Origin of the sequence: Pseudomonas sp. 21615526 (assembly GCF_013386245.1) — a bacterium.
Taxonomy (GTDB): domain Bacteria; phylum Pseudomonadota; class Gammaproteobacteria; order Pseudomonadales; family Pseudomonadaceae; genus Aquipseudomonas.
This window is the reverse complement of record NZ_JACAOM010000013.1, coordinates 22,489-35,013: the sequence shown is the minus strand read 5'-3', so window position 1 is coordinate 35,013 and position 12,525 is coordinate 22,489. Positions and strand designations below refer to the sequence as shown.

The following is a 12,525-nucleotide window of genomic DNA, read 5'->3' as shown; positions in this document are numbered from 1 at the left end:
GAGGCTGCGATGCAGGCGCCGCAGTCTGGCAGGTACGGCGCGGTGATCCCATCGCAGCCTCGCCGGGGCTCGACAGCTCCCACATTGGTCTCAGCACTCACTCCTCGCGTTTGACCACCAACGTCAAGATGTCATAACTGGCCACCAGCTCACCCAACTGGTTGGTCACCTCCACATCCCACGCCACCACGCCTTGCGGAATGCCCTGGGGGCTCTTCTTGCCCTGGTCGATCTTGCGCTTGCAGGTCAGACGCGCCTGGATGGTGTCGCCAATGCCCACCGGGTTGATAAACCGCAGGGTGTCCAGCCCGTAGTTCGCCAGCACCGGCCCCGGTGCCGGGGACACAAACAGCCCGGCCGCCGCCGACAGCACAAAGTAACCATGGGCAATGCGTTTGCCGAATTGCGATTCCTTGGCGGCGATGTCATCGAAGTGCATGTAGAAGTGATCGCCCGACAGGCAGCCGAAGTTCACCAGGTCGGCCTCGGTGACGGTGCGGCGGTGGGTCAGCAGCGATTCGCCAATCTGCAGGTCCTGGAAGAAGCGGCGGAACGGGTGCACTTCGGTCTCGATGACCTTGGCGCCGCGTACGTACTCGCCGGTGACCGCCGCCAGCATGGTCGGTGAGCCCTGTACTGCTGCGCGTTGCAGGTAGTGTTTCACGGCGCGCAAGCCGCCGAGTTCTTCGCCGCCACCGGCGCGGCCCGGCCCGCCGTGCTTGAGTTGCGGCAGGGGCGAGCCGTGGCCGGTGGATTCGGCGGCGGATTCGCGGTCGAGCACCAGCAGGCGGCCGTGCCACGCGGCAGCCACCGGGATGGCTTTGGCAGCGATCTGCGGGTCTTTGGTGATCAGGCTCGCGACGAGGCTGCCTTTGCCGCGTGCGGCCAGGGCCAGGGCTTCGTCGAGGTCGTCGTAGGCCATCAGCGTGCTGACCGGGCCGAAGGCCTCGATGTCGTGGGCGCCGCCTTCCGCATGCGGGTCGCGGGCTTGCAGCAGGGTCGGGGCGAAGAATGCGCCCTGGCTGACGTTTTCACCGCGGGGTTCGAAGCCGTCGCGGGCGCCGAACAGCATGTCGCTGCTCTGCAGCAGGCTTTCCAGGCGTTCGGCCACGTCTTTCTGCTGGTCGTGGGAGGCCAGTGCGCCCATGCGCACGCCTTCCACCGACGGGTCGCCCACCACGACTTTTTTCAGGCGGTCCCGCAGGCGGGTGGCGACGGCGTCGATATGTTTGGCCGGCACGATGGCGCGGCGAATGGCGGTGCATTTCTGCCCGGCCTTGGTGGTCATTTCCCGGGCGACTTCCTTGATGAACAGCTCGAACTCTTCGTCGTCCGGGCTTACGTCCGGGGCGAGGATCGCGCAGTTCAGCGAGTCGGCCTCGGCGTTGAACGGCACCGAGTTGCGGATCAGGTTCGGGTTGACCCGCAGCTTGGCGGCGGTGTCGGCGGAGCCGGTGAAGGTCACCACGTCCTGGCCTTGCAGGCGGTCGAGCAGGTCGCCGGTGCTGCCGATCACCAGTTGCAGGCTGCCGGGTGGCAGCAGGCCGGATTCGTCCATCAGGCGCACCACGGCTTCGGTCAGGTAGCTGGTGGCGCTGGCCGGCTTGACGATGCATGGCATGCCCGCCAGGAAACTCGGGGCGAATTTTTCCAGCATGCCCCAGATCGGGAAGTTGAACGCGTTGATGTGCACCACCAGGCCGCCACGAGGCACCAGGATATGGGTGCCGGCAAAGCTGCCGAGCTTGCTCAGCTGCATCGCCGGGCCTTCGTGGACGATATTGCCCGACGGCAATTCCCGCGAGCCCAGGCTGGCGTAGGTGAACAGCGTGCTGTTGCCGCCTTCGATATCGATCCAGCTGTCGGCACGGGTCGCGCCGCTGTGGTGGGAAAGGGCGTAGAGCTGTTCCTTGCGCTCGCTCAGGTACAGCGCGATGGCCTTGAGGCGCTGGGCCCGTTGCTGGAAATCCAGGGCCATCAGCCCGCTGACACCCTGGCGGCGCCCGTGTTCGATGGCTTCGGCGAAGTCCGGGCGCTCCTCGTGAGTGCGTGCCAGCTCGTGGCCGTCAATGGCGCTGCGCAGCACCTGGGCGCCGTGTTGGCCGATCCAGCGGCCAGCGATAAAACTTTGCAGGGTAGGGGCGTGAGACATCACGATTCCTCCGGGTTGGAAAATGAGAGTTAGTGTTTGCTGGCGCCTGCGGCACCAATGCCGGTCATGGAGCGAATGAACTGCGCCAGGTAACGCCCGCGTTCAACGGCAGCGCGGGGCGAGCGGTCGGTGACGGAAAAGACCCAGGCGCTGAAAAACGCCAGGCTCATGGAAAACAGGGCAGGGTTGGAATAGGGGAACAGCGCCTTGTCGTAATGCAGTACGTTGACCCACACCGCCGGGCTCAGCACCAGCAGCACGATGGCCGAGACCAGTCCCGCCAGGCTGCCGGTCACCGCGCCACGGGTGGTCAGGCCCTTCCAGTACATCGAGAGGAACAGCACCGGGAAATTCACCGAGGCGGCGATTGCCAGTACCAGGCCGGACAGGAACGCAATGTTCTGCGACTCAAACAGCAGGCCGAGGATGATCGCCAGCACGCCGATGCACAGCGTGGCGATGCGCGACACGCGGATTTCCTGCTGCTCGCTGGCCTGGCCCTTGCGGATCACGCAGGCATACAGGTCGTGGGACACCGCCGACGCGCCGGACAACGCCAGCCCGGCGACCACGGCCAGGATGGTCGCGAAGGCCACCGCCGAAATGAACCCGAGGAACAGGTTGCCGCCCACGGCCTGTGCCAGGTGCACGGCGATCATGTTGCCGCCGCCGATGATCGCGCCGTTGGCATCCCGGAAGCTTGGGTCAGTACCCACCATGACGATGGCGCCGAAGCCGACGATGATCAGCAGCAGGTAGAAGTAGCCAATGAAACCGGTGGCGTAGAACACGCTCTTGCGCGCTTCCTTGGCGTCGCTGACGGTAAAGAAGCGCATCAGGATATGCGGCAACCCGGCGGTGCCGAACATCATGCCCAGCCCCAGGGAAATCGCATCGATCGGGTTCGACAGCAAGCCGCCCGGCGCCATGATCGCGCTGCCCTTGGCGTGCACGGCGGTGGCCCCGGCGAACATCGCCTCGGTGCTGAAACCAAAGTGCTTGAGCACCATGAATGCCATGAAGGTGGTGCCGAACAGCAACATCACCGCCTTGATGATCTGCACCCAGGTGGTGGCGAGCATGCCGCCGAAGGTCACGTAGAACACCATCAGCACGCCCACCAGCATCACCGCGTACAGGTAGTCGATGCCGAACAGCAGCTCGATCAGCTTGCCGGCGCCCACCATCTGCGCCACCAGGTACATCAGCGCCACGGTCAGGGTGCCGAAGGCCGAGGTCAGGCGCACCGGGGTCTGCTCCAGGCGGTAGGACACCACATCGGCAAACGTGTACTTGCCCAGGTTGCGCAGGCGCTCGGCGATCAGGAACAGGATGATCGGCCAGCCGGCCAACACGCCCAGGGCGTAGAGCAGGCCGTCATAACCGTTGAGGAACATCATCGCCGAGATGCCGAGGAATGACGCCGCCGAGATCATGTCGCCGGCAATCGCCAGGCCATTCTGGAAGCCGCTCATGCCGCCGCCGGCGGTGTAGAAGTCGCTGGCAGAACGGGTGCGCAGGGCGGCCCAGCGAGTCACGCCGAGGGTGAACAGCACGAACACCAGGAACATGCCGATGGCGTTCCAGTTCAGTGGCCGGGATGCGCCGTCGGCGGCGACTGCAAGGTCCGTGGCCAATGCCAGCGGCAGGAGAAACCACGCTACCAGCCGGCTCATGCTGTGCACTCCTGCTTGAGCTTGTCGTTCAGCGGGTCGATCACGTGGTTGGCGCGGTACACATAAAAGCCGGTCAGCGCGAACGCCAGCAGCACAATCACCACACCCACCAGCATGCCCACGGTGGTCACGCCGCCGCTCAACGACTGCCCGAGGGTAGCCGGGGAGAACGCCACCAACAGCACAAACCCGAAATAGATCACCAGCATGATCAGCGACAGCGACCAGTACAGGTTCTGTTTGCGGCGTACCAACTGGATGAAATCGGGATGTCGACGGATGCGCTCGATATCGTCGGGGGTCATGGTGGTGTGCTCCTTTTTATTGTTGTTGTGGTTAAACCTGCGTCCTGTAGGAGCGAGCTTGCTCGCGAAAAACCTGAGGGCGCCGCGTTGATTCAGGCTACCCGCGTCATCGTTAACGATCTTCGCGAGCAAGCTCGCTCCTACAGGGGAGCGGTGTGTCCTTAAAGCTGATCGAAATCCAGTACCACCTTGTCGCTGACCGGGAATGCCTGGCACGACAGCACATAGCCGGCGGCCACTTCGTAGTCTTCGAGGGCGTGGTTGCTGTCCATCTCCACTTCGCCTTCGATGACTTTGCATTTGCAGGTGGAGCACACGCCGGCCTTGCACGAATACGGCAGCTCGGCGCCCTGGGCATTGCCCGCGTCGAGGATGCTCTGAGTGTTGCGGGGCAGGTCGAAGGCGAGGGCGCGGCCATCGCTGATCACCGTGATCTGGCTGACCGCCGCATCCACTTGCCGCGCCGCTTCGCGGGCCTCGCGCTTGTGCTGGCTGCCGGCGGCGGCGAACAGTTCGAAATGGATGCGCTCCGGCGCCATGCCCTTGGCCTTGAGGCTGTCGCGCACGGTCTCGGTCATCTCCTGCGGACCGCAGATAAAGGCCGCGTCGAGGGCTTTTACGTCGAGCCAGCGGGAGAACAGTTGCTCGCACTTCTCGGCATTGATGCGGCCGTTGTAGAGGTCGACATCCTGCTGCTCGCGGCTGAACACGAAGATCAGGTTCAGGCGCTGCAGGTAGCGGTTCTTCAGGTCTTCGAGCTGTTCGCGAAACAGCGCGCCGGAGCTGGAACGGTTGCCGTACAGCAGCGTCACGCGGCTGTGGGGCTCGGTTTGCAGGGTGGTCTTGATGATCGACAGGATCGGCGTGATACCGCTGCCGGCCGCCACTGCCAGGTAATGGCCGTGGCGAGCCGGATCAAGGTCCACATGAAAATGCCCGGCGGGCGGCATCACTTCCAGGCTGTGCCCGGCCTTGAGCTGCTCATTGGCAAAGGCGGAGAACCGTCCACCGGCCACGCGCTTGATGGCGATGCGCAGTTCACCGTCATTGACCCCGGTGCAGATCGAATAGGAACGGCGCACTTCCTCGCCATCCAGCTGGGTGCGCATCACCAGGTGCTGGCCCTGGGTGAAGTGGAAGCTGTCTTGCAGGTGCTGCGGAATCTCGAAGGCGATGGACACCGCGTCACGGGTCTCGTTGCGCACATCCTTGATGGTCAGGCTGTGAAATTTGCTCATTGTTGTTCTCCAACCAAGCGGGCCGCTGGCCCCTCAGATGCACTTGAAATAGTCGAACGGTTCCAGGCAATCGCGGCAGCGGTACAGCGCCTTGCAGGCGGTGGAGCCGAATTCGCTGAGCACTTCGGTGTGGGTGCTGCCGCATTGCGGGCAGGCAATCACCGGGCTTTCTCCCAGCAGGCTGCGTTTGCTGCTACTGCCTTGGGGCGGTGCGATGCCGTAGGCCCGCAGGCGTTCGCGGCCGCTGCTGGTGATCCAGTCGGTGGTCCAGGCCGGGGTCAGCTTGCGTTCCAGTTGCGGCGCGCGGAAACCTGCCAGCTCCAATGCATCGCGGATGTCGCCCTCGATCACTTCGGTGGCGGGGCAGCCGGAGTAGGTCGGCGTGACCACCACATGCAAGTGGCCGGCCTGCCAGTCCAGGTCGCGCACTATGCCCAGGTCGACCACGCTCACCACCGGCACTTCCGGGTCCATGACCTGCGCCAGGGTGGCCCACGCGGCAGCCAGGTCGGTGGGTTGCGCCGGGCGTGCGCCCTGGTCGCTGGCGATCAGTTCACCAGGTTGCATCGGGGTACGCTCGGGGCAAAAACTGCATTTCCGCCAACAAAATTCCCAGGTGCTCGCTGTGCAAACCGCGGCGTGCATCCAGGTAGAAATAGCTCGCAGCAGGCGGCAGGGGCAGGGTGGCGCTGGTAAAGATTTCGCTGACCTGGGTCTGCCACGCTGCGGCAACCTGAGCGGCGTCCGGCGTAATGCCGGCGGCGTGCAGGCGCTGTTCACTGTCGTCGGCGCCGGTCAGTTCCACGGTGAACCGCCACAGCTCGGGGATCGCCGCGAGCATGCGTTTATGGCTTTCCTCGGTGCCGTCCCCGAGGCGCTCCACCCACTCGCCGGAGCGGCGCAAGTGATAGGTGACTTCCTTCACCGCCTTGGCCGCGATGCCGGCGATGCGTTCGTCGCTGGATTGGGCCAGGCCGCTCAACACCGGCAAGTGCCAGGCGTCATACAGGAATTGCTTGAGGATGGTCACCGCGTAGTCGCCGTTGGGTTGTTCCACCAGCAGCAGGTTGCGATAGGCCCGCTCATCCCGGCGGAAGGCCAGGTGATCGGCGTCGCGCCCGTCGTCCAGCAGCTCGGCGGCGTATTCCAGCCAGTTGCGCGCCTGGCCTACCAGGTCGAGGCCGACGTTCATCAGCGCCAGTTCTTCTTCCAGCGCCGGCGCATGGCCGCACCACTGGCACAGGCGCTGGCCCTGGATCAGGGCGCTGTCGCCGAGGCGCAGCAGGTATTCGATCAGATCGGTTTCAGGGTTCATGGTCGACCTCACATATGCCCGACTTCGGCCGGCAACTCGTAGAAGCTGGCGTGGCGGTAGACCTTGTCATCGGCCGGGTCGAACAGCGGGTCTTTCTCGTCCGGCGACGAGGCGGTGATCAGCGCGGAAGGCACTACCCACAGGCTCACGCCTTCACTGCGGCGGGTGTACAGCTCCCGGGCATTCTCGATGGCCATGGTGGTGTCGGCGGCATGCACGCTGCCCACATGCTTGTGATTCAGGCCGTGCTTGCTGCGCACGAAGACTTCAAACAGGGTCCATTCAGACATAACGGTGACTCCACATCAGGTGGCCGATCAGGCGGCGTTCTTGTTCTGTTTTTTACGGGCGTGGGCGACGGCGGCTTCGCGTACCCAGGCACCGTCTTCAATCGCCTTGCGGCGGGTGGCGACGCGTTCCTGGTTGCACGGGCCGTTGCCCTTGAGCACTTCGTAGAACTCGCTCCACTGGATCTCGCCGAAATCGTAATGGCCGCGTTCGGCGTTCCACTTCAGGTCCGGGTCGGGGCAGGTGCAGCCCAGCAGCTCCAGCTGCGGGATGGTCTGGTCGATGAAGCGCTGGCGCAGTTCGTCGTTGCTCTGGCGCTTGATTTTCCAGGCCATGGACTGGGCGCTGTTGGGGGAGTGTTCGTCGCTGGGGCCGAACATCATCAGCGATGGCCACCAGAGGCGGTTGATTGCGTCCTGGACCATGTCTTTTTGCGCCTGGGTGCCCTGGCGCATCATGGTCAGCAGCAGTTCGTAGCCCTGGCGCTGGTGAAAGCTTTCTTCCTTGCAGATGCGCACCATGGCCCGGGAGTAGGGGCCGTAGGAGGTGCGCTGCAGTACCACCTGGTTGACGATGGCGGCGCCGTCTACCAGCCAGCCTACTGCGCCCATGTCGGCCCAGTTCAGGGTGGGGTAGTTGAAGATGCTGGAGTACTTGGCCTTGCCGCTGTGGAGCTTGGCGATTTCTTCGTCGCGGTCGGCGCCCAGGGTTTCCATGGCGCTGTAGAGGTACAGGCCGTGGCCGGCTTCGTCCTGGATCTTGGCCATCAGTTGCAGCTTGCGTTTGAGGGTGGGGGCGCGGGTGACCCAGTTGCCCTCGGGCAGCATGCCGACGATTTCCGAGTGGGCGTGTTGGGAGATCTGGCGGATCAGGGTTTGACGGTAGGCGTCGGGCATCCAGTTCTTGGCTTCGATCTTGATTTCGGCGTCGATTTTTTCCTGGAAGGCGCGTTCCTGGTCGGACATCTCGGAGAGGTCCTTGATGCGCTTTACTCCGGTTTCTACAAGCTGTGCGTACATGGGGGGTCTCCCGCCTTGTGTTTTGTCGTAGGCATGGAGGACTTTATAAGCGATACGGAAATTAATATCAAACACAAAATATGGTGTCGTTATTCGATTTTGTATCGCTTTGCGGGAAGGGAGCAGATATCTGTCGCTACGGTAACGGCGGCATAGGGTTCCCGGTCATCGTGGTAAGCAGGGCCAGTAGGCAAAAAACAGGGCCGCTTTATGTGGGAGCGGGCTTGCTCGCGAAGAACCTGAGTGCGCCGCGTTGAATCAGGATGCCCGCGTCATCGTTAACGANNCATTTGAACCGTGTGCGCCTTTGATTTTGCTGGTGCTCTACCCCCGCCCCAAAAAACGAGCAAAAAAAAGCCCCGCAAATGCGGGGCCAAAAAGGTGCAGCAGTCATGCCTTAGGGCGACGATCCATCACATGGCAAGCCTTGCCCTCAGACCGCTTGATCGAATGCAGCGGCTGCAAAACGATGCGCGAGCTGATCCCGATATACGTCTTGATGTGCCTGCTCAGTTCGCTGGAAACGGCTTTCTGTTGTTCATCATTGAGGTGCTGATGCTCAGCCTTCAGCTCCACATGCACATCCACACTGTCCAGGTTGCCATTACGATACAGATGTATCTCATAACACTCTGAAAGCTGTTTTATTTTAAGCACCTGCTCCTCGATCTGCGTGGGAAACACATTAACCCCGCGAATGATCAGCATGTCATCACTGCGCCCGGTGATCTTGTCGATCCGCCGCATCGGCCGCGCAGTCCCCGGCAGCAACCGCGTCAAATCCCGGGTGCGGTAGCGAATCATCGGCAGCGCCTCCTTGCTCAAGGAGGTAAACACCAGTTCTCCCATCTGCCCGTCCGGCAGCACCTCACCCGTCACCGGGTCGATGATCTCCGGGTAGAAGTGATCCTCCCAAATGGTCGGGCCATCCTTGGTTTCCGCACACTCCATGGCCACCCCGGGCCCCATGATTTCCGACAGCCCATAAATATCCAGCGCCGTAATCCCCAGTCGCGCCTCGATTGCACTGCGCAGCTCGGCAGTCCACGGCTCGGCCCCAAAGATCCCCAGTCGCAACGCCAGCTTCTGTGGATCGATGCCCTGGCGCTCGATTTCATCGGCAATGTTCAGCATGTACGAGGGCGTGACCATGATGATGTCCGGCTGGAAATCCTTGATCAGTTGCACCTGTTTTTCCGTCTGCCCGCCGGACATCGGAATCACCGTACAACCCAGGCGTTCCGCGCCGTAGTGGGCACCAAGGCCGCCGGTGAACAGCCCGTAGCCATAGGAAATATGCACCTTGTCGCCACGCCGCCCACCGGCCGCGCGGATCGAGCGGGCTACCACATTGGCCCAGGTGTCGATGTCGTTCTGGGTGTAACCCACTACCGTCGGCTTGCCGGTGGTGCCGCTGGACGCATGCAGGCGCACCACCTCGTTCATCGGCACGGCAAACATGCCGTAGGGGTAACTGTCCCGCAGGTCGCCCTTGGTGGTGAACGGGAACCTGGCCAGGTCGTCCAGGGACTTGATGTCATCCGGGTGCACCCCCAGCGCGTCGAAGCGCTGACGGTACAGCGGCACATTCTGGTAGGCGTGGCGCAGGCTCCAGCGCAGGCGCTCCAGTTGATGGGCGCGCAGTTCGTCGACGCTGGCGGTTTCCAGCGGGTCCAGCACAGGGTTAAGCACGGCGTTTGGAATAGGCATGTTCATGAGTTCACTCGAATTATTTTTGTGTATCAGCCCACCGCACACCGCGGGCTTTGAGTGCATGCCCCAAGGATACCGCTAGGCTCCCCGGGAATCGCGAATCTTTAGTCGGACAGGCGCTCGATGATCAGCGCGATGCCCTGGCCCACGCCGATGCACATGGTGCACAGGGCGTAGCGGCCGCCACGTTCCTCCAATTCATGCAGGGCGGTAGTTACCAGCCGTGCGCCGCTCATCCCCAGTGGATGGCCGAGGGCGATGGCGCCGCCGTTGGGGTTCACCCGTGGGTCGTTGTCCCCCAGGCCCAGCTCGCGCAGCACCGCCAGGCCCTGGGCGGCGAAGGCTTCGTTGAGCTCGATCACGTCCATGTCCGCCAGGCTCAGGTTGGCCAGTTCCAGCACCTTGCGGGTCGCCGGCACCGGGCCGATGCCCATGATGCGCGGTTCCACGCCGGCGGTGGCCATCGCCACCACCCGGCCGCGGGCGACCAGGCCGTGACGCTTGGCAACTTCCGCGCTGGCCAGCAGCAGGGCGCAGGCGCCGTCGTTGACCCCGGATGCATTGCCGGCAGTGATGCTGCCACCCTCGCGGAATGGCGTGCCGAGTTTCTGCAGTTGTTCAAGGGTGGTGTCGCCGCGGGGGTGTTCGTCGTGTTCCACCACCTTGGCCGGGCCTTTGCGCTGGGGGATTTCCACCGCGACGATTTCCCTGGCCAGGCGCCCGCTGGCCTGGGCGGCGGCTGCACGTTGCTGGCTGCGCAGGGCAAACGCGTCCTGGTCGGCGCGGGAGATATTGAACTGCTCGGCGACGTTTTCAGCGGTCTCCGGCATCGAGTCGATCCCGTAGGCCTTTTTCATCAGCGGGTTGACGAAGCGCCAGCCAATGGTGGTGTCGTATAGCTGCGCATCGCGGGAAAACGCCTGTTCGGCCTTGCCCATTACCAGCGGTGCCCGGGACATCGATTCCACGCCGCCCACCAGCATCAAGCCGGCCTCGCCACAGCGAATCGCCCGGGCTGCGCTGCCGATGGCGTCCAGCCCCGAGCCGCACAAACGGTTGAGGGTGGTGCCCGGCACGCTCACCGGCAGCCCGGCCAGCAGCGCCGACATGCGCGCCACGTTGCGGTTGTCTTCGCCGGCCTGGTTGGCGCAGCCGTAGATCACATCGTCGACGCTGCTCCAGTCCACTTGCGGGTGGCGGCGCAGCAGTTCGCGCAGCGGCACCGCTCCGAGGTCGTCGGCGCGCACGCTGCTCAAGGCGCCGGCGTAGCGGCCGATCGGGGTACGGACTGCGTCGATGATCAAGGCGTCATTCATTCGGATTCTCCTGCGCCAGCACCGTGCCGCGCACTTTGTAGGATTTGCCATGGAACAGCGCAATCAGCTGGCCCAGTTGGTTTTCGATACGGACGTCGTAGTTGCCGGTGCGACCCGAGCGGCTTTGCTCGCGGCAATCGGCACTCAAGGTGTCGCCCAGGTGGGCCGGGGCGATGTAGTCGATGCTGCAGCCGAGCGCCACGGTGGCGTCGTTGTAGCTGTTGCAGGCCAGGGCGAATGCCGAGTCCGCCAGCGCAAACAGGTAGCCGCCGTGGCAGGTGCCGTGGCCCTGGATCATGTCGGCGCGCACGCTCATGCCCAGTCGTGCGCAACCCGGCGCCACCGAGAGCAGGCGCATGCCCATGCCCTGGCTGGCGGCATCGCGGCTGAACATGGCCTGGGCGCACTGGTTGGCCAGGTTCATGGCTTCATGGTTGGTCATGTGGTGCGCTCCTTTCAGCGGCCCTTGAAGCTTGGGCTGCGTTTTTCCATGAAGGCGGCGACGCCTTCGCGGTAATCCTCGCTGCGCCCGGCCAGGCGTTGCAGGTCGCGCTCCAGCTCCAGCTGTTGGTCAAAGCTGTTGCTCAGGCTGGCGTTCAGGCTGCGCTTGATCAGCGCCAGGCCGTAGGTCGGTTGCGTGGCCAGGTGGCGGGCCAGGGTCAGGGCTTCGTTGCGCAATTCGGCGTCGTCCACGCAGCGGTAGATCAGGCCCCATTGCTCGGCCTGCTCGGCGCTCAGGCGGTTGCCCAGCAGGGCCAGCGCCTTGGCGCGGGCCATGCCCACCAGGCGCGGCAGGGTCCAGGTGCCGCCGGAATCGGGGATCAGGCCGATCTTGCAGAAGGCTTGGATGAAGTTCGCCGAGCGTGCTGCCAGCACCAGGTCGCAGGCCAGCGGGATGTTCGCGCCGGCACCGGCCGCCACGCCGTTGACCGCGCAGATCACCGGCAAAGGCAGGTCGCGCAGTTGGCGGATCAGCGGGTTGTAGAACTTCTCGATGGATTCGCCCAGGTCCGGCACCGCGCTGCCGGGTGCCACGTTGCGATCGCTGAGGTCTTGCCCGGCGCAAAAGCCGCGGCCTTCACCGGTCAGCAGCAGCACGCGCACGTCGGGGTTTTCCTGGACTTGCTTCAACGCCTGCTGGACTTCGCCGTGCATCTGCGTGTTGAAGCTGTTGAGCTGGTCGGGGCGATTGAGGCTGAGCAGGGCGACGCCGGCCTCGATGGAAAACAGGATGTGTTCGAAGTTCATGGTCGTGAGGCCCTCACGGTGCACGCTCGGCGGTCAGCCGGCTCATTATTGGATCGGCGTGGTCAGCCGGTTTTGCCGGAGTATAGCTTTAACGTGATACATAAATGCAATGATAAAATTGATTTGGTGTGTCTTGTTTTGAGTTTGATGAAAATGAACTGCTCGCTGTGCTGGTCGGTAAATACCTGATAAATCCCCTATTTTATTGGATTTACGTCGATTATCAGCGGCACCGTATCAAGCCACGGCGACACC

At 63.6% G+C, this 12,525-nt stretch carries 12 protein-coding genes; all 12 read right to left on the bottom strand.

From position 1 onward, the window contains the following. Positions 1 to 97 precede the first annotated feature (97 nt). The gene (gene paaZ, locus HX786_RS05670) at positions 98 to 2,152 is read right to left on the bottom strand and encodes a phenylacetic acid degradation bifunctional protein PaaZ (RefSeq protein ID WP_003208911.1); all 2,055 of its coding nucleotides are present in this window, start codon (positions 2,150 to 2,152) and stop codon (positions 98 to 100) included. Positions 2,153 to 2,181: 29 nt separating this feature from the next. Beyond that, positions 2,182 to 3,828 carry a cation acetate symporter gene (locus HX786_RS05665; RefSeq protein WP_003208909.1) on the bottom strand — a complete coding sequence of 549 codons (1,647 nt, stop codon included), beginning with the start codon at positions 3,826 to 3,828 and terminating at the stop codon, positions 2,182 to 2,184. After that, a complete protein-coding gene (locus HX786_RS05660; RefSeq protein WP_003208907.1) occupies positions 3,825 to 4,133 on the bottom strand; it encodes a DUF485 domain-containing protein in 309 nt (102 codons plus the stop codon). Before HX786_RS05660 ends, HX786_RS05665 begins: the two co-directional genes overlap by 4 nt. A 161-nt stretch (positions 4,134 to 4,294) precedes the next feature. Further along, complete coding sequence (gene paaE, locus HX786_RS05655; protein ID WP_003208905.1) at positions 4,295 to 5,371, bottom strand: 1,2-phenylacetyl-CoA epoxidase subunit PaaE; 1,077 nt, start codon at positions 5,369 to 5,371, stop codon at positions 4,295 to 4,297. Positions 5,372 to 5,404: 33 nt separating this feature from the next. After that, positions 5,405 to 5,938: a 1,2-phenylacetyl-CoA epoxidase subunit PaaD gene (gene paaD, locus HX786_RS05650; RefSeq protein ID WP_102368708.1), complete on the bottom strand. Its 534-nt coding sequence runs from the start codon at positions 5,936 to 5,938 to the stop codon at positions 5,405 to 5,407. Next, positions 5,925 to 6,686, bottom strand: a complete 762-nt coding sequence (paaC, locus tag HX786_RS05645; protein ID WP_003208901.1) for a 1,2-phenylacetyl-CoA epoxidase subunit PaaC — start codon at positions 6,684 to 6,686, stop codon at positions 5,925 to 5,927. The genes paaD and paaC overlap by 14 nt, the downstream gene beginning before the upstream one ends. An 8-nt stretch (positions 6,687 to 6,694) precedes the next feature. After that, positions 6,695 to 6,976 (bottom strand): 1,2-phenylacetyl-CoA epoxidase subunit PaaB, encoded by a 282-nt coding sequence (gene paaB, locus HX786_RS05640; protein WP_003208899.1) that lies wholly within the window; start codon positions 6,974 to 6,976, stop codon positions 6,695 to 6,697. Positions 6,977 to 7,003: 27 nt separating this feature from the next. Next, the gene (gene paaA / locus HX786_RS05635; protein WP_003208897.1) at positions 7,004 to 7,993 is read right to left on the bottom strand and encodes a 1,2-phenylacetyl-CoA epoxidase subunit PaaA; all 990 of its coding nucleotides are present in this window, start codon (positions 7,991 to 7,993) and stop codon (positions 7,004 to 7,006) included. A gap of 390 nt (positions 7,994 to 8,383) precedes the next feature. Then, positions 8,384 to 9,709, bottom strand: coding sequence for a phenylacetate--CoA ligase PaaK (gene paaK / locus HX786_RS05630; RefSeq protein ID WP_102368711.1), 1,326 nt, complete (start codon positions 9,707 to 9,709; stop codon positions 8,384 to 8,386). 101 nt (positions 9,710 to 9,810) lie between these two features. Continuing rightward, a complete protein-coding gene (gene pcaF / locus HX786_RS05625) occupies positions 9,811 to 11,022 on the bottom strand; it encodes a 3-oxoadipyl-CoA thiolase (protein ID WP_063029023.1) in 1,212 nt (403 codons plus the stop codon). Next, positions 11,015 to 11,464, bottom strand: a complete 450-nt coding sequence (gene paaI / locus HX786_RS05620; protein WP_008431049.1) for a hydroxyphenylacetyl-CoA thioesterase PaaI — start codon at positions 11,462 to 11,464, stop codon at positions 11,015 to 11,017. The genes pcaF and paaI overlap by 8 nt, the downstream gene beginning before the upstream one ends. 14 nt (positions 11,465 to 11,478) lie before the next feature. Continuing rightward, the gene (paaG, locus tag HX786_RS05615; protein ID WP_003208887.1) at positions 11,479 to 12,270 is read right to left on the bottom strand and encodes a 2-(1,2-epoxy-1,2-dihydrophenyl)acetyl-CoA isomerase PaaG; all 792 of its coding nucleotides are present in this window, start codon (positions 12,268 to 12,270) and stop codon (positions 11,479 to 11,481) included. Positions 12,271 to 12,525 lie beyond the last annotated feature (255 nt).

Bases quoted from the DNA above. Each gene is read 5' to 3' on its own strand.
- paaC (WP_003208901.1), bottom strand. From the start codon at position 6,686: ATGAACCCTGAAACCGATCTGATCGAATACCTGCTGCGCCTCGGCGAC.
- paaD (WP_102368708.1), bottom strand. From the start codon at position 5,938: ATGCAACCTGGTGAACTGATCGCCAGCGACCAGGGCGCACGCCCGGCG.
- HX786_RS05665 (WP_003208909.1), bottom strand. From the start codon at position 3,828: ATGAGCCGGCTGGTAGCGTGGTTTCTCCTGCCGCTGGCATTGGCCACG.
- paaB (WP_003208899.1), bottom strand. From the start codon at position 6,976: ATGTCTGAATGGACCCTGTTTGAAGTCTTCGTGCGCAGCAAGCACGGC.
- paaI (WP_008431049.1), bottom strand. From the start codon at position 11,464: ATGACCAACCATGAAGCCATGAACCTGGCCAACCAGTGCGCCCAGGCC.
- paaK (WP_102368711.1), bottom strand. From the start codon at position 9,709: ATGAACATGCCTATTCCAAACGCCGTGCTTAACCCTGTGCTGGACCCG.
- HX786_RS05660 (WP_003208907.1), bottom strand. From the start codon at position 4,133: ATGACCCCCGACGATATCGAGCGCATCCGTCGACATCCCGATTTCATC.
- paaE (WP_003208905.1), bottom strand. From the start codon at position 5,371: ATGAGCAAATTTCACAGCCTGACCATCAAGGATGTGCGCAACGAGACC.
- paaZ (WP_003208911.1), bottom strand. From the start codon at position 2,152: ATGTCTCACGCCCCTACCCTGCAAAGTTTTATCGCTGGCCGCTGGATC.
- paaG (WP_003208887.1), bottom strand. From the start codon at position 12,270: ATGAACTTCGAACACATCCTGTTTTCCATCGAGGCCGGCGTCGCCCTG.
- pcaF (WP_063029023.1), bottom strand. From the start codon at position 11,022: ATGAATGACGCCTTGATCATCGACGCAGTCCGTACCCCGATCGGCCGC.
- paaA (WP_003208897.1), bottom strand. From the start codon at position 7,993: ATGTACGCACAGCTTGTAGAAACCGGAGTAAAGCGCATCAAGGACCTC.